The organism is uncultured Dokdonia sp., from assembly GCF_947492535.1.
In the GTDB taxonomy this organism is placed as follows: Bacteria; Bacteroidota; Bacteroidia; order Flavobacteriales; family Flavobacteriaceae; genus Dokdonia.
The window spans coordinates 30,993-49,090 of sequence record NZ_CANLNH010000006.1 but is presented as its reverse complement, the minus strand read 5'-3'; the positions used below and the strand labels follow the sequence as shown (position 1 = coordinate 49,090).

The 18,098-nt window shown below is 34.2% G+C and carries 17 protein-coding genes; 14 read left to right on the top strand and 3 right to left on the bottom strand.

Features of this window, described 5'->3' with window-relative positions; genetic code table 11:
* Positions 1 to 8: 8 nt before the first annotated feature.
* Positions 9 to 1,457: a TonB-dependent receptor gene (locus Q1A60_RS09670; protein WP_299764878.1), complete on the top strand. Its 1,449-nt coding sequence runs from the start codon at positions 9 to 11 to the stop codon at positions 1,455 to 1,457.
* Positions 1,458 to 2,105 (top strand): hypothetical protein, encoded by a 648-nt coding sequence (locus Q1A60_RS09665; protein WP_299764880.1) that lies wholly within the window; start codon positions 1,458 to 1,460, stop codon positions 2,103 to 2,105.
* On the opposite strand, the gene bcp is transcribed toward Q1A60_RS09665, so the two are convergent.
* A complete protein-coding gene (bcp, locus tag Q1A60_RS09660) occupies positions 2,097 to 2,546 on the bottom strand; it encodes a thioredoxin-dependent thiol peroxidase (RefSeq protein ID WP_299764882.1) in 450 nt (149 codons plus the stop codon). The genes Q1A60_RS09665 and bcp overlap by 9 nt on opposite strands.
* Positions 2,547 to 2,657: 111 nt before the next feature.
* Between bcp and nth the strand changes: the two genes are divergently transcribed.
* Both nth and Q1A60_RS09650 read left to right on the top strand, forming a co-directional pair.
* Entirely contained in the window at positions 2,658 to 3,335 is a 678-nt protein-coding gene (nth, locus tag Q1A60_RS09655) for an endonuclease III (RefSeq protein WP_299764884.1), read from the top strand.
* Between the two features lie 21 nt (positions 3,336 to 3,356).
* Positions 3,357 to 4,277 carry a leucine-rich repeat domain-containing protein gene (locus Q1A60_RS09650; protein WP_299764886.1) on the top strand — a complete coding sequence of 307 codons (921 nt, stop codon included), beginning with the start codon at positions 3,357 to 3,359 and terminating at the stop codon, positions 4,275 to 4,277.
* Between the two features lie 357 nt (positions 4,278 to 4,634).
* Here Q1A60_RS09650 and Q1A60_RS09645 read toward each other — a convergent pair whose 3' ends face one another.
* Complete coding sequence (locus Q1A60_RS09645; protein WP_299764888.1) at positions 4,635 to 5,219, bottom strand: sigma-70 family RNA polymerase sigma factor; 585 nt, start codon at positions 5,217 to 5,219, stop codon at positions 4,635 to 4,637.
* A gap of 238 nt (positions 5,220 to 5,457) precedes the next feature.
* Here Q1A60_RS09645 and uvrA point away from each other — a divergent pair, with 238 nt between their 5' ends.
* Together uvrA and Q1A60_RS09635 are read left to right on the top strand one after the other, a co-directional pair.
* Positions 5,458 to 8,250: an excinuclease ABC subunit UvrA gene (gene uvrA / locus Q1A60_RS09640; RefSeq protein ID WP_299764890.1), complete on the top strand. Its 2,793-nt coding sequence runs from the start codon at positions 5,458 to 5,460 to the stop codon at positions 8,248 to 8,250.
* Positions 8,251 to 8,290: 40 nt separating this feature from the next.
* Positions 8,291 to 9,004 carry a hypothetical protein gene (locus Q1A60_RS09635; protein ID WP_299764892.1) on the top strand — a complete coding sequence of 238 codons (714 nt, stop codon included), beginning with the start codon at positions 8,291 to 8,293 and terminating at the stop codon, positions 9,002 to 9,004.
* A 74-nt stretch (positions 9,005 to 9,078) separates the two neighbouring features.
* On the opposite strand, the gene Q1A60_RS09630 is transcribed toward Q1A60_RS09635, so the two are convergent.
* Positions 9,079 to 9,249, bottom strand: coding sequence for a hypothetical protein (locus Q1A60_RS09630; RefSeq protein WP_299764894.1), 171 nt, complete (start codon positions 9,247 to 9,249; stop codon positions 9,079 to 9,081).
* A gap of 273 nt (positions 9,250 to 9,522) precedes the next feature.
* Between Q1A60_RS09630 and Q1A60_RS09625 the strand changes: the two genes are divergently transcribed.
* From Q1A60_RS09625 to Q1A60_RS09590, 8 genes are all read left to right on the top strand, one after another.
* Positions 9,523 to 10,407, top strand: coding sequence for a T9SS type A sorting domain-containing protein (locus Q1A60_RS09625; protein ID WP_299764896.1), 885 nt, complete (start codon positions 9,523 to 9,525; stop codon positions 10,405 to 10,407).
* Positions 10,408 to 10,415: 8 nt separating this feature from the next.
* A complete protein-coding gene (locus tag Q1A60_RS09620; RefSeq protein WP_299764898.1) occupies positions 10,416 to 11,303 on the top strand; it encodes a T9SS type A sorting domain-containing protein in 888 nt (295 codons plus the stop codon).
* Positions 11,304 to 11,384: 81 nt separating this feature from the next.
* Positions 11,385 to 12,560, top strand: coding sequence for a nuclear transport factor 2 family protein (locus Q1A60_RS09615; RefSeq protein WP_299764900.1), 1,176 nt, complete (start codon positions 11,385 to 11,387; stop codon positions 12,558 to 12,560).
* 10 nt (positions 12,561 to 12,570) lie between these two features.
* A complete protein-coding gene (locus Q1A60_RS09610) occupies positions 12,571 to 13,347 on the top strand; it encodes a sugar-binding protein (protein ID WP_299764902.1) in 777 nt (258 codons plus the stop codon).
* An 81-nt stretch (positions 13,348 to 13,428) separates the two neighbouring features.
* On the top strand, positions 13,429 to 14,796 hold the full coding sequence (locus Q1A60_RS09605; RefSeq protein ID WP_299764904.1) for a M28 family peptidase: 1,368 nt from the start codon (positions 13,429 to 13,431) through the stop codon (positions 14,794 to 14,796).
* Between the two features lie 74 nt (positions 14,797 to 14,870).
* Entirely contained in the window at positions 14,871 to 16,496 is a 1,626-nt protein-coding gene (locus Q1A60_RS09600; RefSeq protein ID WP_299764907.1) for a M1 family metallopeptidase, read from the top strand.
* A 23-nt stretch (positions 16,497 to 16,519) separates the two neighbouring features.
* Positions 16,520 to 17,326: an arginase family protein gene (locus tag Q1A60_RS09595; protein WP_299764909.1), complete on the top strand. Its 807-nt coding sequence runs from the start codon at positions 16,520 to 16,522 to the stop codon at positions 17,324 to 17,326.
* Positions 17,323 to 18,087, top strand: a complete 765-nt coding sequence (locus tag Q1A60_RS09590; protein ID WP_300007610.1) for an AraC family transcriptional regulator — start codon at positions 17,323 to 17,325, stop codon at positions 18,085 to 18,087. Before Q1A60_RS09595 ends, Q1A60_RS09590 begins: the two co-directional genes overlap by 4 nt.
* Positions 18,088 to 18,098 lie beyond the last annotated feature (11 nt).

The following is an 18,098-nucleotide window of genomic DNA, read 5'->3' as shown; positions in this document are numbered from 1 at the left end:
AATAAGCTATGGCTATTACAATTCTTGGAGATAAGGAATTTGAAAAAGTACCTTCTATAAAGAACAAAGTATTAAGAGTAAATCTTAACGATAATATTTACGGAACCTTTGCAGAAATAGGCGCTGGTCAAGAAACAGTACGTCATTTCTTTAGAGCTGGTGGCGCTAGTGGCACTATTGCAAAGGCAATGAGTGCATATGATAAAGATTTTAGTGATGCCATCTACGGTATAGAAGACGATGGACGTTATGTAACAGAAAAGCGTCTTAAAAAGATGCTTACGCATGAAATGCAACTTATTGAAGATCGTATTTCTCGTTATAAAGAGCCTAATAAAATCTTCTTCACCTACGCAAATACAGTAGCTACCATAGATTTTGCAAAAAAATACAAAGGACATGGTTGGGTAGGAATTAAGTTTCAGATTACACCAGAAGGTGATTTTAATGAAATCATATTACACGTTCGTTTTCACGAAAATGACGCACGTCTACAACAACTTACCCTAGGAACACTAGGTGTCAACTTAATATATGGTGCTTTCTATAAGCATGATAATCCTAGACAGTTATTAAAATATCTGTATGATCATATAGATAAAGATCAAATAGAGATCGATACGATTAACTTTTCTGGACCACAGTTTGAAGGGGTAGATAACCGTTTAATGAGTTTACAGCTTGTTAGAAATGGCATGACGGAAGCCGTTATGTTTGATCCAAGTGGTAATAATGTATTACCAGCTGCTATTCTATATAAAAAGAATGTACTTGCTTTACGTGGTAGTTTTAGACCTGTAACGAAGGTAAACATGGATATGTATGAGAAATCACTCGCCATGTTTTTAGATGCAAATCGCGTAAATGAAAAGAAAACAGAAGTCATCTTTGAAATTACTCTTTCTAACTTACGTGCCGAAGGAGAAATAGATGAAGAAGATTTCATGGCTAGAGCACGATTGTTATGTTCGCTAGGACAGACCGTAATGATCTCTAACTTTAAAGAGTATTATAAAGTAGTAGAATATTTCTCAAACTATACGAAAGAACGTATGGGACTTGTGATGGGAGTCAATAATCTTATTGATGTCTTTGACGCGGGGTATTATCGTCATTTAAGTGGTGGAATCTTAGAAGCCTTTGGTAAATTATTCTTTAAGGACCTTAAGGTATACTTATATCCAATGAAGAATCCTAAAACTGGAGAACTGACCACAAGTGAAAACCTAAAAGTACACCCACGTATGAAAGAGCTTTACAAGTTCTTTAAATACAATGGTAAAGTAGTAGATATTGAGGATTATGATCCTACCATTTCTGGAATCTTCTCTAGAGAAGTACTACGTATGATTCATGATGGTGAAGAAGGTTGGGAAGAGTTACTACCAGAAGGTATTGCCGAAATGATCAAATCTAGAGAACAATTTGGGTATGAGAGTGTGGAATATGGGGAGTAAATGATTAAGAAATTCGTTGAAAAATATTATAATAAGTACATAGGCTATACGATTACAGCCATTCTTATCATAATTCGTTTTTTATGGATAGATAGTTCTTACTTAATAACTTTTTTTATTCTACTATACATTGTAGGTACTGCCCTCTCTACTTACCATAAGGTTCAATACAAGACAGGAGCAAAACCAGATGATCTATATTTTTCTACAACTAATGATCGCTTAAACGATATTCCAGAAATTCTAACGTCTTTGTTCTATATGGGTTTCATCGCCATGTACCTATTTATTGAAGCAGATTTTTTAGGAGTTTATGGCTACTACATTTTAATTACATATGCTATTTTAAGCATTTATAGTAGTTTTCATGGTAAAATGCCTAGCGCAAGTTTTTCTTTAGATAGAGAGACTCATATGTTAGAATATGACGATGATGGAGATCATGATGATGAAGTGCTGCTTTCCGATATTAAAGAGATTATAATTAGTCCAGAATCCATTATCCTTGATGTAACTGATACAAAAATAAACCTCATACATCTTTCTCTGGATGAAAAAGAGATGAGGCTTGTTTCTAATTATTGTAAAAGTAAATTACGTATCACTCCTACGCTTCTTACAAAAGAAGAAGCTATTAGTTTACAGTAACTGTGCTGCGTGATCTTTGGTTTTTACTTTATCTATCACTTCAGTTACAATCCCTTGTTCATCTACCTTGAATGTTTTACGGTGAATACCATCATATTCTTTCCCCATAAACTTTTTAAGGCCCCAAACACCAAAAGCATTAATCACTGCATGATCTTCATCGGCAAGTAATTGGAATGGAAATTCGTATTTAGTAGCAAAGTTTTTTTGACGCTTTTCAGAATCTGCACTTACGCCTAAAAGCGTATATCCTTGATCTTGTAATGCTTGGTAATTATCTCGTAAATTACATGCTTCGGCAGTACAACCTGGGGTTGATGCTTTAGGGTAAAAGAAAACAATTAGTTTTTTTCCTGCAAAATCAGAAAGTGATACCGCATTTCCATCTTGATCGGTTGTTGTAAAATCAGGTACTTTATCCCCTACTTTAAGTGTATTCATTATCTTCGTTTTAAATATGGTTTGACATTTTTATAAGTACTAATCATAAAAATACTTGATAAGAGACATCATGTATTTTGTTTAATTATTTACCCTGCTAAGATAAACAAAATGACCAAGCAAGAAAAAGTTGATTTCGTTATAGATACGTTAAAAGAATTATATCCTCAAATTCCTATTCCATTAGATCATAAAGACCCATATACATTATTGATTGCTGTATTAATGAGTGCACAAAGTACCGATGTACGTGTAAATCTAATTACCCCTTTATTATTTGAAGTTGCCGATAATCCCTATGATATGATAAAACTAACTGTAGAAGAGATTAGAGAAATTATTAAGCCTGTTGGCCTCTCTCCTATGAAAGCAAAGGGAATCCACGGACTCTCACATATCTTAATTGATAAATACAATGGTGAAGTTCCAAATGATATTGCATTGTTAGAAGAGTTACCTGCTGTAGGCCATAAAACAGCGAGTGTGGTAGTTTCACAAGCATTTGGAACGCCTGCATTCCCAGTAGATACTCATATTCATAGATTAATGTATCGTTGGGGATTTACAAACGGTAAAAATGTAGTGCAAACAGAAAAAGATGCCAAACGATTATTTCCTGAGCATGTCTGGAATGATCTTCATTTACAAATTATATGGTATGGACGTCAATACTCTCCGGCACGAGGATGGGATCTAGAAAAGGACATCATCACCAAAACAATAGGTCGTAAAACTGTAATTAATGAGTATTATAAAGTATTAGAAAAACGAGCTAAAAAGAAAAAGTAGATTGCTATAAGAAGAAACAACATGAAAAAACTACTAGTATTTACTTATATATTCGCATTCCAATCTATACTCATTGCTCAGAAAAGTCAAAAGTATGTTTCATTTGAAGAAGCCTTGAAACATCCTGAAAATGTAGAATGGTTAGACCTTGATTGTGCTGAGACTTCATACATACAAAAGAAAATAGCTGTTCTCTCAAATTTAAAATCACTGTATATAACAGACTGTGGATTAACTAAATTACCAAAGGAAATACGAGCACTTAAAAAATTAAATCTCTTAAACATTCAGGGAAATCAGGTATATACATTACCAAAATCATTATCACAGTTACAGAACATTAAAGTGATAAACCTGAGGAATAATGCTTTTAAAAAACTTCCTGAAACATTAACATTTTTACCAAAATTAAGAGAAATGGATATCTCTTATAATCCGCAATTGGATATAGAAAATACCATTTCTATACTATCAAAAATTGAAAAGTTAGATTTCTTATATCTGAATGGGAACAATCTAACAATAATACCATCTGATATCTCTAAACTAAAAGCATTAGAAGAGATTCATCTATCTAATAACCCGGAATTAAACATAAGCAATGCATTTACTCATTTAGCTCAAATTCAAGCATTAAAAATAGTTGTATTATCAAATAATAATATTACTGTACTTCCTCAAGAAGTACACTTAATGCAACAAATCAATGGATTAGTCTTAGATAATAATCCATTCATTCAAATAGAAGAATTAGCACTAAAATCTAGTGCGTTACAAAATTTGAAAGTTCTTTTATTAAGAAATAATAATTTGAGTAAATTCCCTTCTGATATAAGTGGGTTTAATAAGCTAGCTGTATTAGAATTAAGTGGTAATCAATTTTCTAAAGCTGAACAGGAAAGAATAAAAAACCAGCTTCCTACTACTAATGTAGTATTCTAATTTTTGACAAAAAGTAAACTACCTCGGGGCAAGCCCACCAGGCATTTATACGAAACTGAATTTTAATTTCGAGGCAAGCCTCGGAGTATCAAACCCTTTGGTGGTGCCAATAAAAAAAGCCCAATCTCACGATTGGGCTTTTCACAAAGTTTAGTTGATGACTGCTTCAAAATTCATCGATTTATAATGTATAACACTTAAAGCCTTAGAATAATTAAGTAGAAACTGTATAGTTTCTGACTTAGGTTCGTAATTTTCAGCCTGTTTACCCGGCGATGGTTCAGAGTAAATTTTTGCCATGTGCGCAATTTTGGTTTATAATTACCTCAATAACGTACAATTACTCTTATTATTATATTAATTTGTTAAAATAATGTTATGTTTATCAATTACCTTACGAAGATTGATGAGTGCATAACGCATTCTTCCTAGTGCTGTATTGATACTTACTCCTGTTTTTTCTGAAATATCTTTAAAGCTCATCTCTTGATATACTCTCATATAAAGTACTTCTTTCTGATCATCTGGAAGTTCTTCGATAAGACGTCTTACATCACATTCGACTTGATCTTTAATTAGTTGTTTTTCAGCATTTAAACAATTATCACTCAATACAGAAAATATACTGAACTCCCCGTCGTTATCAAACTTAGGCATACGATTGTTACGTCTAAAATGATCAATAACTAAGTTATGAGCGATACGCATTACCCAAGGAAGAAATTTACCTTCTTCATTATAGCGACCTTTTTTTAGTGTATTAATGACTTTGATAAACGTATCTTGAAAAATATCTTCAGATACATCCCTATCATATACTTTAGAGTATATAAAACTATAAATACGTTGTTTGTGTCTTGTAATTAAGACTGTTAGTGAGTTTTCATCTCCTTTGATGTAATTACTAACGAGCGAGGCGTCGTCTATTAACACTGTTTTCATATTACACTTTTGTAGGTTAACTATGAAGGAATAAATCCTTTCAATCATCATTTTAAAAAAAGTAATAATATGCTATAGGCAGAAATTTGTTTTATTGTGTTAAGAGTTGTAAATATACTAGTATTCTTTTGACAAATACAAAATTTTTTTATGATTTCTTTAAAAAAAATACCAAAACACTAGTGTTTTCGGTATGAAACAGAAGTAGTATCTTTGTCTTTAGATGCAAAAAAACACCATGCCAGTAGACATTTCTCTTGTAAATCCGAAAGATAATATCATTATCAAGGGTGCAAAACTTCATAATCTTAAGAATATAAATGCTGTAATTCCGCGTAATAAACTAGTGGTAATTACGGGGCTTTCTGGTTCTGGGAAATCCAGTCTTGCGTTTGATACATTATATGCAGAAGGACAACGTCGCTATGTAGAAAGTCTTTCTTCCTATGCAAGACAGTTTTTAGGGCGTTTGGATAAACCGAAAGTAGATTATATTAAAGGGATTGCTCCTGCTATAGCGATAGAGCAAAAGGTAAATTCTACAAACCCAAGATCGACAGTGGGTACTTCTACAGAGATTTATGATTACCTAAAGTTATTATATGCACGTATTGGAAAAACAATATCTCCAGTTTCTGGCAATCAGGTAAAAAAAGATACGGTTACCGATGTGGTTAGGTATGTAAACGCTTTCGCGAAAGCGGAAAAACTCCTCCTCCTCGCTCCTATGCACTTAGAAGAAGGCCGCAAATTACAGGACAAACTCAAAGCACTCCAACAACAAGGATATGCAAGAGTAAAAGTAAAAGACGAGGTAAAACGTATAGACGCGTTAGACGCCATAAAGAAAATAAAAGCATCAGATGTTCAGCTGGTTGTAGATCGAATTGTCACAAATCCTGACGATGAAGATTTTAGTAATCGACTCGCAGATGCTGTTCAAACTGCATTTTTTGAAGGTAAAGGGGAATTATTTATAGAAACACTCAGTGATCACACGCTCAGGCATTTCTCAAATAAGTTTGAGTTGGATGGAATGCTATTCCTAGAACCCAATGTACATTTATTTAGTTTTAACAATCCATACGGCGCGTGTCCTACTTGTGAAGGATATGGAGATGTCATAGGTATTGATGAAGATCTCGTAATTCCCAATACAGGACTTTCTGTATTTGAAAACTGCGTATTCCCATGGAGAGGAGAAAGTATGAGTTACTATAGAGATCAATTAGTTAATAGTGCATACAAATTTGACTTCCCTATACACAAACCCTATTTCGAACTTTCTGAAGAGCAGAAACAAGTATTATGGGATGGTAACGAGCATTTTGAAGGAATTAACCAATTCTTTGAATTTTTAGAATCTAAAGCCTATAAGATTCAAAATCGTGTGATGTTATCGCGTTATCGTGGAAAAACAAAGTGTAATACGTGTAAAGGAAAACGCCTACGACCAGAAGCGACCTATGTGAAAGTTGGCGATAAGAATATTATTGATCTTGTGACACTGCCTCTTAACGATGTCGCAGATTACTTTAAAAATCTAGCACTAAATGAATATGATACAACAGTAGCTAAGCGTCTCTTAAAAGAAATTAATAGCCGACTTGAATTCTTATCTAAAGTAGGATTAGATTATTTAACCTTGAATCGAAAATCAAATACGTTATCTGGTGGTGAATCACAACGTATTAATCTAGCCACGTCTTTGGGAAGTAGTCTTGTAGGGTCTATGTATATCTTAGATGAACCTAGTATTGGTTTACATCCGAAAGACACTGAAAAGCTGATAGAAGTACTTAAATCATTACGTGATCTTGGTAATACAGTCATTGTAGTAGAACATGATGAAGATATCATGAAAGCCGCCGATGAGATTATAGATATAGGACCAGAAGCAGGAACCTTTGGAGGACATGTAGTGGCAACGGGTACGTATCAAGATATTCTTAATAGTGACTCACTAACAGCACAGTACTTAAATGGCACTAAAGAAATAGCCCTTCCATCAACACGTAGAAAAACAGATTTCTATGTAGATATTATAGGCGCTAGAGAAAATAACTTAAAAAATATTGATGTCCGATTTCCATTAGGAGCCTTTACAGCAGTAACTGGGGTTTCGGGTAGTGGAAAAAGTACCTTAGTTCGTAAACTTCTATATCCTGCGCTATTAAAAGAAATAGGTGGTTATGGTCAAAAAGCAGGACAGTTTACAGAAATCAAAGGAAAGTTTGATACTGTAAAAACAGTAGAATTTGTTGATCAAAATCCTATAGGGAGATCGTCTCGTTCTAATCCTGTTACCTATATAAAAGCGTATGACGACATCCGAAAATTATATGAAAATCAGAAGCTAAGCAAAATACGTAACTACAAATCAAAGCATTTTTCTTTTAATGTAGACGGAGGTCGTTGTGAGACGTGTAAAGGAGAAGGTGAAGTCACTATCGAAATGCAATTTATGGCAGATGTGCATTTAGAATGTGATAACTGTAAAGGAAAACGATTTAAAAAAGAAGTATTAGAGGTAACCTTCAATGATAAAAATATTGATGATATCTTAACCATGACTATAGATGACGCCGTAGCTTTCTTTTCTGAACATAATGAAGCAAAAATCACACGTAAGTTAAAACCGCTTCAAGATGTAGGATTAGGGTATGTGACTTTAGGGCAGAGCTCTTCTACCCTATCTGGAGGCGAAGCCCAACGTATTAAGCTTGCGTCTTTCCTTGTAAAAGGAAATACAAAAGACAAAGCATTATTTATATTTGATGAACCAACCACAGGATTGCACTTTCACGATATTAATAAATTAGTTGCCTCTTTTGAAGCACTTATAGAAAAAGGGCATAGTATTATTGTGGTAGAGCATAATATGGATTTAGTAAAATGTGCCGATTATGTTATTGATCTTGGGCTTACAGGAGGAAAACATGGCGGGAATATTATTGCACAAGGTACTCCGGAAGAAGTTGTCAAATCTAAAAAATCATATACAGGTCAGTATTTAAAAGAAAAAGTATAATCAGATGTTACGAAGTTTTTTTGAGCGTATTACAAAAAGCATGAAGCCTAAACCACTTGATGTATCTGCGTTTGACGACCCATTAGCAGATAAAACAGCTTGGCATCCGCAAGCAAGTGGCGGGGCAAATTTTAAAACACGCACATTAAAAGAAGTATCATCTTCAGAATTACATTATAAAGGATCTACTGCAGGATTATTATTTGCCTTAGTATTTACACTAATGCCCTCTATCTTTGTTGTATTCTTTTTTAGTGGAGGTTTTTTTGAAACAGAAGGAGAGACTAAATATTTCTTCTTATTTATTTTAATTTTTCCAGCAGTGGGGTTTTATTTACTCTACATGCACTTTCGCCCTATAGTCCTAGATAAAAGACTAGGGTATTTTTACAAGAGTTTTAAAAAACCCGTAAATAGTCTTCAACGTACAAACACAAAAAATCATATCAAATTAGATACGATTGGCGCATTACAAATTATCCCTGAATATGTTCGATCAAAAAATAGTAGCTATACCAGCTATGAATTAAACTTTGTGTTTGAAGATGGTGACCGTTATAATGTAGTCGATCATGCTAAATATGAAGCTATTCAAAAGGAAGCTATTATTATATCAGAATTTTTAGGGGTGCCATTATGGGATGCATCCACCATGAAAACATATCAACCTATGTATAAAAAGAATACTATGGATACAGATGCGCCATATGATTCTGCAGGCTATGATTCTACAAGGCGATATAGAGATATGTAATACGCAAAAAAAAACAAGAATAACTAGTAAGTTACTCCTGTTTTCTTATTTTTCTTATTCATAGAATGAATTGTCTACCAAAACTGACAATAATTATTACTTCCACAATACGTATCACCAGGACCTAAAAACTCACAATAACAGTCTGAATTTCTCCAGCAGAATCCATTGTTAAATCCTCCTTGAATTTGTTCTTGCTCTTTCTTACTTAATGAGGTTCCTAATGTTGAAATGTTTTTTAACATAATATCAAATATTTTTATGGTTAATATGCCAAAAGGTAGTATTATATCCTTATGGAAAAAACAAACAACACCCTATTTCAGATAATTTAAGGCAGTACTTACTAATTAAAAACGAACACTTTATAATATATGATTATAATAGTTCTCATCATTAGTACGCTTTCGTGAACCTGTCTGCTGACAGGCAGGCAGGAGTGTACTAAGTAACATTAGTGTATAATATGAATGCTTACATTCTTTTTAGTATCTTTAAAATCATCTAATTAAGATGCTATGAAAATAAAATTACTTATCATCCTACTCTTTGTAATGACAGCGATTCACGCTCAGGAATTTTCTATAACAGATCAAGGAAATAAATGGGGAGTCAGATGGTATGATGGTCACTGTGATACTAATCCTGAATCAGGTTGTAATCCTACGGGTCTGTATGCTGCTGAGATTACGGGCGAAATTTTCATAAATAATATCACGTATACTATTTTAAGTGGTCTTGAGGAACTATATATAAGAGAAGAAGAAGGTATTGTTTATCAATATGTCGAAAATGAAGAAGAGAGTATATTATATGATTTTACACTAGAAGTAGGTGATACTGTAGAAATAGGTCCTGAAGCATCTTGTGTCGATGACGAAAATAATAATGGTCTAGCAGATGTTATAGAAGTCTCTACAGAGTTTATAGCGGGTTATGATAGAAAAGTGATCACTTTTGATATTGGATATGGATCAAATTTTTCTAGCAATCTCCAATGGATTGAAGGCATAGGTTCTGCAAATGAACCTACGAATCCTGACTTTTTACTTTGTGATCTTGTATTTATAGTAGATTGCTTTAATAATGGAGAAGAAATCTTTTCTTTTTCTTCTTCTGAAGAAGAATGTAATGAATTATTGAGTACTCCTGAGGTTTTAGAAATAACAACCCAATTAACTCCAAACCCTATTACAGAACAATCTACGTTAACCATCAATACCTTTCAAAACAATACGACCATCATTTTCTATAATACTTTAGGACAACGTTTACGTCAAAAAGAACTCACAAATAATACTACAATCGTTAATCGTTCTGATTTCCCTTCTTCTGGTATTTATTTCTATCAAATAGCACAAGACGGAATTGTCGTTGATACACAAAAGTTTATTGTAAAATAATTACAGCTATGAAAAAACTATTACTAGTAACACTACTACTCACGATTTTTGAATTCAATGCCCAAAACTTCTCTATGATAGATCAAGGGAATCGATGGACTGTTGAGATTACTCAATTTTGTGGAGATCTTCCTGATTGTAATGATTTTGAAATTTCAGGTTATAGAACCAATGGCCAAGAAGTCATAAATGAGATCACATATACTACCATAGAGTTTTATAACACTTTTACAAATCAATGGCAGTTCTCTAGTTATTTAAGAGAAGAAGCATCTACCATTTATATCTTAAGTACAAATCAGGACGAAGAGTCTATACTCTATGACTTCACTCTTGAAGTAGGAGATAGCGCCTCTATAATTCCTGTAGAAGACACAAATCAAAATGGACTTGCAGATGTAACAGCAGTTACTAATGAGTTTATAGCAGGAGAAATGCGTAAAGTCATCACATTTGATGTTCCTACTCCTGATTCTTTTATTTCTGATTTTGAACAATGGATTGAAGGTATAGGGTCTACCACAAATTTGATAAATCCATTTAGAAGTGTAATAGATGCTAGTTACAATTTAGGGTGTTTTGGTGATGGAATAGAGTTTTTCCCTTTTAGCGAAGAAGGAAATTGTAGCTTATTAAATATTTCTGAAGTTCCAGAAATAACAGCATCACTTACTCCAAATCCTATTAGAGATCAATCTACACTAACCATCAATAATTTTCAGAATAATACAATCATTTCCTTTTACAATGTCTTAGGGCAATACATCAATCGGAAAAAAATCATCACTCCTACTACAATTATCAATCATAATGACTTTCCTTCTTCTGGTATTTATTTCTATCAAATAGAACAAAACGGGGTCATCCTTGATACACAAAAATTTATTGTAAAATAAAAGTTACTCTTTATGTGTAAAATACTGAGTACGCTTTCGCGAAAGCGTATGATGCCTTATCTTTAGGGCAAAACCAACCGTATGCGCATTTTAATACTCTTTCTTTTGTGCCCATTTTTTGCTGTGGCACAATCAAATACAGAAGTGTATCTCTTTACCATTACTCCAAATGAGAATACCATAACACTCACCAATCAGCAAAACATATCCAATAATGAGGGGTATGATAATCAACCTTCATTTTATAACGATAACCAAGTGCTATTTGCAAGTACACGTAATGGACAAACCGATATTGCTAGTTATAATGTAAGAGATAAAAAAGTAACTTGGATAAATGATACAGGATTCGGGAGTGAGTACTCCCCTACTAAAATTCCAAACCAAAAAGCAGTATCAGCTATCAGGTTAGATACAACAGGCTTACAACGCTTATACAGTTATGATTTCAAAACTGGTAAAAACAAAGAAGTAGTTAAGGATTTAGTCATTGGTTATCACACATGGTACTCTGAAAATATTCTCATCTCATCCGTACTTGCCGATGGAGGTTTAGATCTTGTCGTTTCTCATCTAAAAGACGGTACTAATTATACACAACAAAAAAAGATTGGACGCTCCCTTCATAAAATCCCAAATTCTAATCTTATCAGTTATATCAGTAAAGAAAACGAGCAATGGCAAATAAAATCATTAGATCCAATTACGGGAGTAACACAAAAAATTATTGAAACTGTTCCAGAAGCAGAAGATATGTGTTGGCTTAACAACGGAACTATTCTTATGCCAAAAGGAAATACCATCTATGCGTTTAACCCTAAAACAGATACTCGATGGAAAATACTCACAAGTTTTCAAGATCCAAACGTATATAATATTACAAGAGTTACTACAAATCCAACATCATCAATGCTAGCGATTGTTTCTGATGTATCTCCAGAAATCATTGTTCAAAAACAACTAGACGCCTATAATGCTAGAGATATTGATGCATTCTTAGCTACGTATAGCAATAACATACAGCTTTTTGATTTTCCTAATAATAAAACAAATGAAGGAAAAGAAGAACTACGTACACTATTTGATGGATTCTTTAAAAGAACACCAGATTTACATGCCGAAATAAAAAATAGAATAGTTTTAGGTAATAAAGTAATTGACGAAGAATATGTAACCGCTAACGGAAGGAGTTTTAGTGCTGTCGCCATTTACGAAGTGCAAAACGGTAAAATTTCTAAAGTAACTTTTATTCAATAACCCCTACCTGATGAAAAACATATGTATCCTCTTGTTAAGTATTACAATACTCATAAGTTGTAAAAATGACAAAAAAATACCTGAAGAAGAAGTATTCCTACCTAAAACAGATCACCAACTTAGACACGTTTCAAAAGCTATTATTACACCCGCTATAGATGGTATTGTTGATGATCCTGCATGGGAAAACGTTCCTTGGAATCCATTAGATCAGCGATGGCTTGGAGAAGCGTATACTAAAGAAGATTTTTCTGGACGTTATAAACTTACCTGGACACCAGAAGCCTTATACCTCGTTGCAGAAATACAAGATAACACCATATATGATCAGCATGAAGACCCTCTTACCTTATGGTGGGATGATGATTGCTTAGAAATATTTGTAGATGCCGATAATTCGGGGGGTGGTCATCAATTTACACACAATGCATTTGCCTATCATGTTGCTCTTGATGGCAATGTAGTAGATATCGCCCCTGGAGAAGTTCCTACATTGTATAATAGTCATGTCAATTCTGCCCGTAAAACAAATGGAACTACCATGATATGGGAATGTGAAATCTTTGTATATGAAGATACCTATGTAGATCATACTGCAAACGAATCTAAAATATTAGCGCCTAATCAAAAAATAGGTTTTGCACTTGCTTATTGTGATAATGATGCAAGTGAACAACGTGAGAATTTTATAGGCTCAGTACCCGTAGAAGGCGAAGACAAGAACAGAGGTTGGATAGATGCTGGTATTTTTGGGACCATCCAACTCACAGAAAAAGTACCTGAATAATTCTTAAAATTTTGTTACAAAACTCATAAATACCTTCCTAACGCTTATTTTAGGGAGGTATTTTATTATAAACTCATCACCATGCAACACAAACCAATAATCAACACCAAAACAATCAATTCATTTACTTTTCTATTTTTCCTTATAGCATCATTTACGTTAACTGCGCAAACAGATACACGTATCTATGATATTATAGATGCGGTTTCTGCCGATAGAATTAAAAATGATGTAAAAACCTTAGCCGATTTTGGTACACGTCATACCCTAAGTGATACCGTTTCCCAAACACGAGGTATTGGAGCGGCACGTAGATGGATTAAAGGTCAGTTTGATGCTACATCAAAAAATTGTAATGGTTGCCTTGAAGTCTTTTACCAAAAAGACCTTGTTGAAAAAGGTCGTAATGGTCGTATTGTAAAAGATGTAGAAGTTGTCAATGTGGTAGCGATACAACGTGGTACCAAATATCCAAATCGTTACATCATCATGAGTGGTGATATAGACAGCCGTGTATCTGATCCTACAGATTATACGTCAGATTCTCCAGGTGCTAATGACAATGCGAGTGGTATGGCTGGAACGATAGAAGCTGCGCGTGTACTTTCAAAATACAAATTTGAAAATAGCATTATTTATGTAGGACTTTCGGGAGAAGAGCAAGGATTGTTTGGGGGTCAGGGATTGGCCGCTTTCGCGAAAGCTAATAATTGGGACATCATCGGGATATTAAACAATGATATGATTGGAAACATCACGGGAGTAGACGGTGTAATAGACAACCGAAGCTTCCGAATCTTTTCAGAACCAGTACCTCCTACCGAAACAGAAAGACAACGCCGTGCACGTCGTTTTTACGGTGGTGAAGTTGACGGAATCTCTCGTCAATTAGCGCGTTACATCCATAAAAATGTAAAAACATATATGCCTGAGATGAATCCTATGATGATTTATCGTTTAGATCGTTTTGGTCGTGGTGGGCATCACCGCCCATTTAACGATGCTGGATTTGCAGGCATCCGAATCATGGAAGCACACGAGAACTATACACAACAACACCAAGATATCCGTACAGAGAATGGCATCAACTATGGGGATACTTTTGAACACGTAAACTTTGACTATGCAGCAAAACTTACTGCCGTTAATGCTATCAACTTAGCAAGTATTGCATGGGCACCACCATCTCCAAAGACTGTTGGAATAGGTGGTATTGTTCAACCAAGTGCTAAATTTGAATGGAGCGCTGTAGAAGGTGCAGTAGCCTATAAAATCTATTGGAGAGATACCACATCCCCTACTTGGGATAGCGCACGTCTTGTCGGAAATGTAACTGAATATACATTAGAAGGTATTGTCGTAGATAATTTCTTTTTTGGAGTTGCAGCCATAGGAAAAGATGGACACGAAAGCCTCGTTACGTTTCCTAATAGTATTATTAGGAATTAATAACTTGAAATTTCAAAGTATCTAAAAGGATATAAATCGTAAACCTGAAACCTGAAACATAAAAGGACACCCTAATGAAATACATCATCATTCTATTCCTATGTATATCCACGAGTGCATTGAGCCAAAAGCTCTCTAGAGAAGATACCATACGAGGATCTATAACACCTGAGCGTGCTTGGTGGGACCTTAATCATTATGATCTTTCTGTAGATGTATTTCCAGATACACAACTCATCTTAGGGACAAATAAAGTCACCTATACGGTACTTAAAGAAGGCATCGATGAATTACAAATAGACTTACAAACACCTATGGAGCTTACGTCTATCATTCAAGATGGTGTCACTTTAGATGTACGTCATGATGGTAATGCTCATTTTATCAAGCTTAAAAAGAAGCAAGAGAAGGGTGCTGTCAATTCGCTTGTACTAGGTTTTGAAGGAAAACCTCGTAAAGCCAAAAATGCGCCTTGGGATGGAGGTTTTTCATGGAAAAAAGATACAAAAGGACGTCATTTTATAGCAACTTCAAATCAAGCTATTGGAGCAAGTGTATGGTGGCCAAATAAAGACCATAACTACGATGAAGTTGATAGTCTTGATATGCACGTAACTGTACCAAAAGACTTAGTAGATGTCTCTAATGGGCGTCTTATCGGTATTGACTCTACAGCCTCTACAAAAACCTATCACTGGACCGTAAAAAACCCTATTAATAGTTATGGGGTAAATTTAAACATAGGAGCTTACACCCATTTTAAAGAAGTATATCAAGGAGAAAATGGTCCATTAGATATGGATTATTGGGTGATTGAAGGAAATGAAGAAAAAGCCAAAGAACAATTCAAGCAAGCACCTATGATGATGGAAGCTTTTGAACATTGGTTTGGTCCTTATCCTTTTTATAAAGATAGCTATAAACTTGTAGAAGCTCCCTACTTAGGAATGGAGCATCAAAGTTCAGTAACCTATGGAAATAAGTATCAAAATGGATATTTAGGGCGTGATCTTTCTAGAACAGACTGGGGCTTAAAATTTGATTTTATTATCGTACACGAATCTGGACATGAGTGGTTTGCAAATAACATCACTTCAAAAGATGTGGCAGATATGTGGATTCATGAAAGTTTTACAAATTATTCTGAGAGTTTATTTTTAGACTACCATTATGGAAAACAAGCCGCTTCAGAATATGTAATAGGAACACGAAGAAATATTCAAAATGACAAACCTATTATTGGTATATATGATGTGAGAAAAACAGGGAGTGGCTCTGATATGTATTATAAAGGTGGGAATATGCTCCATATGCTCAGAACCTTAGTAGAAGATGACGAACAATGGCGAGCAGCTTTACGAGGATTAAATACCAAATTCTGCCATCAAACAGTGACGACAAAACAAATAGAGAACTATCTAAGCAGAACCTTAAAAAAGGATCTAAACGCTTTTTTTAACCAGTACCTACGTACTACAAAAATTCCGATACTGGAATATCAAAAAAACCGAAATAAAATTACGTTCAGATATATCAATGCTGTTAATGGTTTTGATATGCCTATACAGCTTGTCATTAATGGAAAAAAAGAATGGGTGTACCCATCTAAACAATGGCGAACGTATAAGTCTGATAATAAAATCAAAAGCTTAAAAATAGCAGACGATTTTTATGTCGAGTTACAAAAGATAAATCCTTAATAGCAAACTAAAAAAATAAGCGTGTGAAAATTTATTTCCCACAATGGCAAGGTGCTGGAATAGGTGAAGGCATAGAAGCTGGAGCTAAGACAGTATTGGATTACTTAAATAATCCAGATTTTAAAGCAATTCCATTATCTACAGTTCCTGCTGGAGCAAATGGAGAACAAAAGCATCAAATCAATAACTATGATGCAATTACAGAACAATTAGCTCGATTTAAAAAGCAGTTAGAAGAACAACAACCCAAAACACTCCAAACGATTGGTGGTGATTGTGGTTTGGAAATTGTACCTGTCTCCTACCTCAATCATACATATCCAAATTTAGGCGTCATTTGGTTTGATGCACATGCAGATATTAATAGACCTTGTGATTCTGCAAGTTGTAATTTTCATGGGATGCCCTTACGTACCCTTTTAGGAGAAGGCGAACCAGAAATGAATGCATTGCTATTTAGTACTATTGAGCAACATCAAATACATTATGTAGGCTTACGAGATATTGATGCTACAGAGAAAATACGTTTAGACAAAGGAAACATTTATCATCCCAAAAAATTAGATATTCAAGAGTTGCTGGATACGCTTTCGCGAAAGCGTATAACACACCTTTATCTTCATTTTGATTTTGATTGTTTAGAACCAACTGATTATGATAAAACGTATTATCGGGTGCCAGATGGTGTCACAATTAAAGAATCGGTAGCTTGCATAGAAGCATTGCAATCCCATTTTACAGTGGTTGGAAGTAGTGTTTTAGAATCTACGACCCTATCGCAAGACGAATTACAGCCTATCACTCCTATTATTGATTTATTAATGAGATGATAGAAGGGTTGAAATTTATTTCTTTTGAAAATCAGAGAAAGCCATTTCCGTTGCATTTTCACAAAGAGTATTGTATTTCTCTAATTAGGGAAGGTATTGAAGTCATAGAAACAAAAGACGAAACTTGTTATGGTCGCCCGAATGATATTACCATAACGCATCCCTATGAATTACATGCTAATCCGTTATACTCTGCTTCTAATGCATTGACTTTTGATACTTTTTATATAGCCTCTTCATTATTTAAAGCACATAGTCCTCTAAAAAATCTACTTTGTTTTACAGATAGACTTATTCAACATCAAGAAGTAACAAAGAGGTTTTTAACGCTTAGAAACGCATTTATTTCTGGAAATAATGAGATTACTCAACAAGCAATTCATGGGTTTATTAATACACTCATCAGTATAACAAATGCTACTCAAGAATATACGCCTATACTGCCATTACAGCATTGGGATGCTATAGAAAACTATATTCAAGACAGTATTAAAAGTCCATTACGTTTAGAAGATCTTGCTTCTATTGCTATGATCAACAAATACAGTTTTGCTCGTAACTTTAAAAAATCAACAGGGCTTACTCCTATCAATTATGTGTTGATGAAAAAAGTCTTTGATGCAAAGTCACATATGACAAAACACACCATTTTAAAAGAAATGGCTTATGATTATAACTTTGTGGATATCGCACATTTTTCTAAATTCTTTAAACGATTTGTTGGGATTTCACCCAAAATGTATTGTGAAAACTTTATCTAAAAAGGAACATC

Excerpts from the sequence above, each read along its gene's own strand:
- Q1A60_RS09670 (WP_299764878.1), top strand. The coding sequence starts at position 9 with ATGGCTATTACAATTCTTGGAGATAAGGAATTTGAAAAAGTACCTTCT.
- Q1A60_RS09665 (WP_299764880.1), top strand. The coding sequence starts at position 1,458 with ATGATTAAGAAATTCGTTGAAAAATATTATAATAAGTACATAGGCTAT.
- bcp (WP_299764882.1), bottom strand. The coding sequence starts at position 2,546 with ATGAATACACTTAAAGTAGGGGATAAAGTACCTGATTTTACAACAACC.
- nth (WP_299764884.1), top strand. The coding sequence starts at position 2,658 with ATGACCAAGCAAGAAAAAGTTGATTTCGTTATAGATACGTTAAAAGAA.
- Q1A60_RS09650 (WP_299764886.1), top strand. The coding sequence starts at position 3,357 with ATGAAAAAACTACTAGTATTTACTTATATATTCGCATTCCAATCTATA.
- Q1A60_RS09645 (WP_299764888.1), bottom strand. The coding sequence starts at position 5,219 with ATGAAAACAGTGTTAATAGACGACGCCTCGCTCGTTAGTAATTACATC.
- uvrA (WP_299764890.1), top strand. The coding sequence starts at position 5,458 with ATGCCAGTAGACATTTCTCTTGTAAATCCGAAAGATAATATCATTATC.
- Q1A60_RS09635 (WP_299764892.1), top strand. The coding sequence starts at position 8,291 with ATGAAGCCTAAACCACTTGATGTATCTGCGTTTGACGACCCATTAGCA.
- Q1A60_RS09630 (WP_299764894.1), bottom strand. The coding sequence starts at position 9,249 with ATGTTAAAAAACATTTCAACATTAGGAACCTCATTAAGTAAGAAAGAG.
- Q1A60_RS09625 (WP_299764896.1), top strand. The coding sequence starts at position 9,523 with ATGAAAATAAAATTACTTATCATCCTACTCTTTGTAATGACAGCGATT.
- Q1A60_RS09620 (WP_299764898.1), top strand. The coding sequence starts at position 10,416 with ATGAAAAAACTATTACTAGTAACACTACTACTCACGATTTTTGAATTC.
- Q1A60_RS09615 (WP_299764900.1), top strand. The coding sequence starts at position 11,385 with ATGCGCATTTTAATACTCTTTCTTTTGTGCCCATTTTTTGCTGTGGCA.
- Q1A60_RS09610 (WP_299764902.1), top strand. The coding sequence starts at position 12,571 with ATGAAAAACATATGTATCCTCTTGTTAAGTATTACAATACTCATAAGT.
- Q1A60_RS09605 (WP_299764904.1), top strand. The coding sequence starts at position 13,429 with ATGCAACACAAACCAATAATCAACACCAAAACAATCAATTCATTTACT.
- Q1A60_RS09600 (WP_299764907.1), top strand. The coding sequence starts at position 14,871 with ATGAAATACATCATCATTCTATTCCTATGTATATCCACGAGTGCATTG.
- Q1A60_RS09590 (WP_300007610.1), top strand. The coding sequence starts at position 17,323 with ATGATAGAAGGGTTGAAATTTATTTCTTTTGAAAATCAGAGAAAGCCA.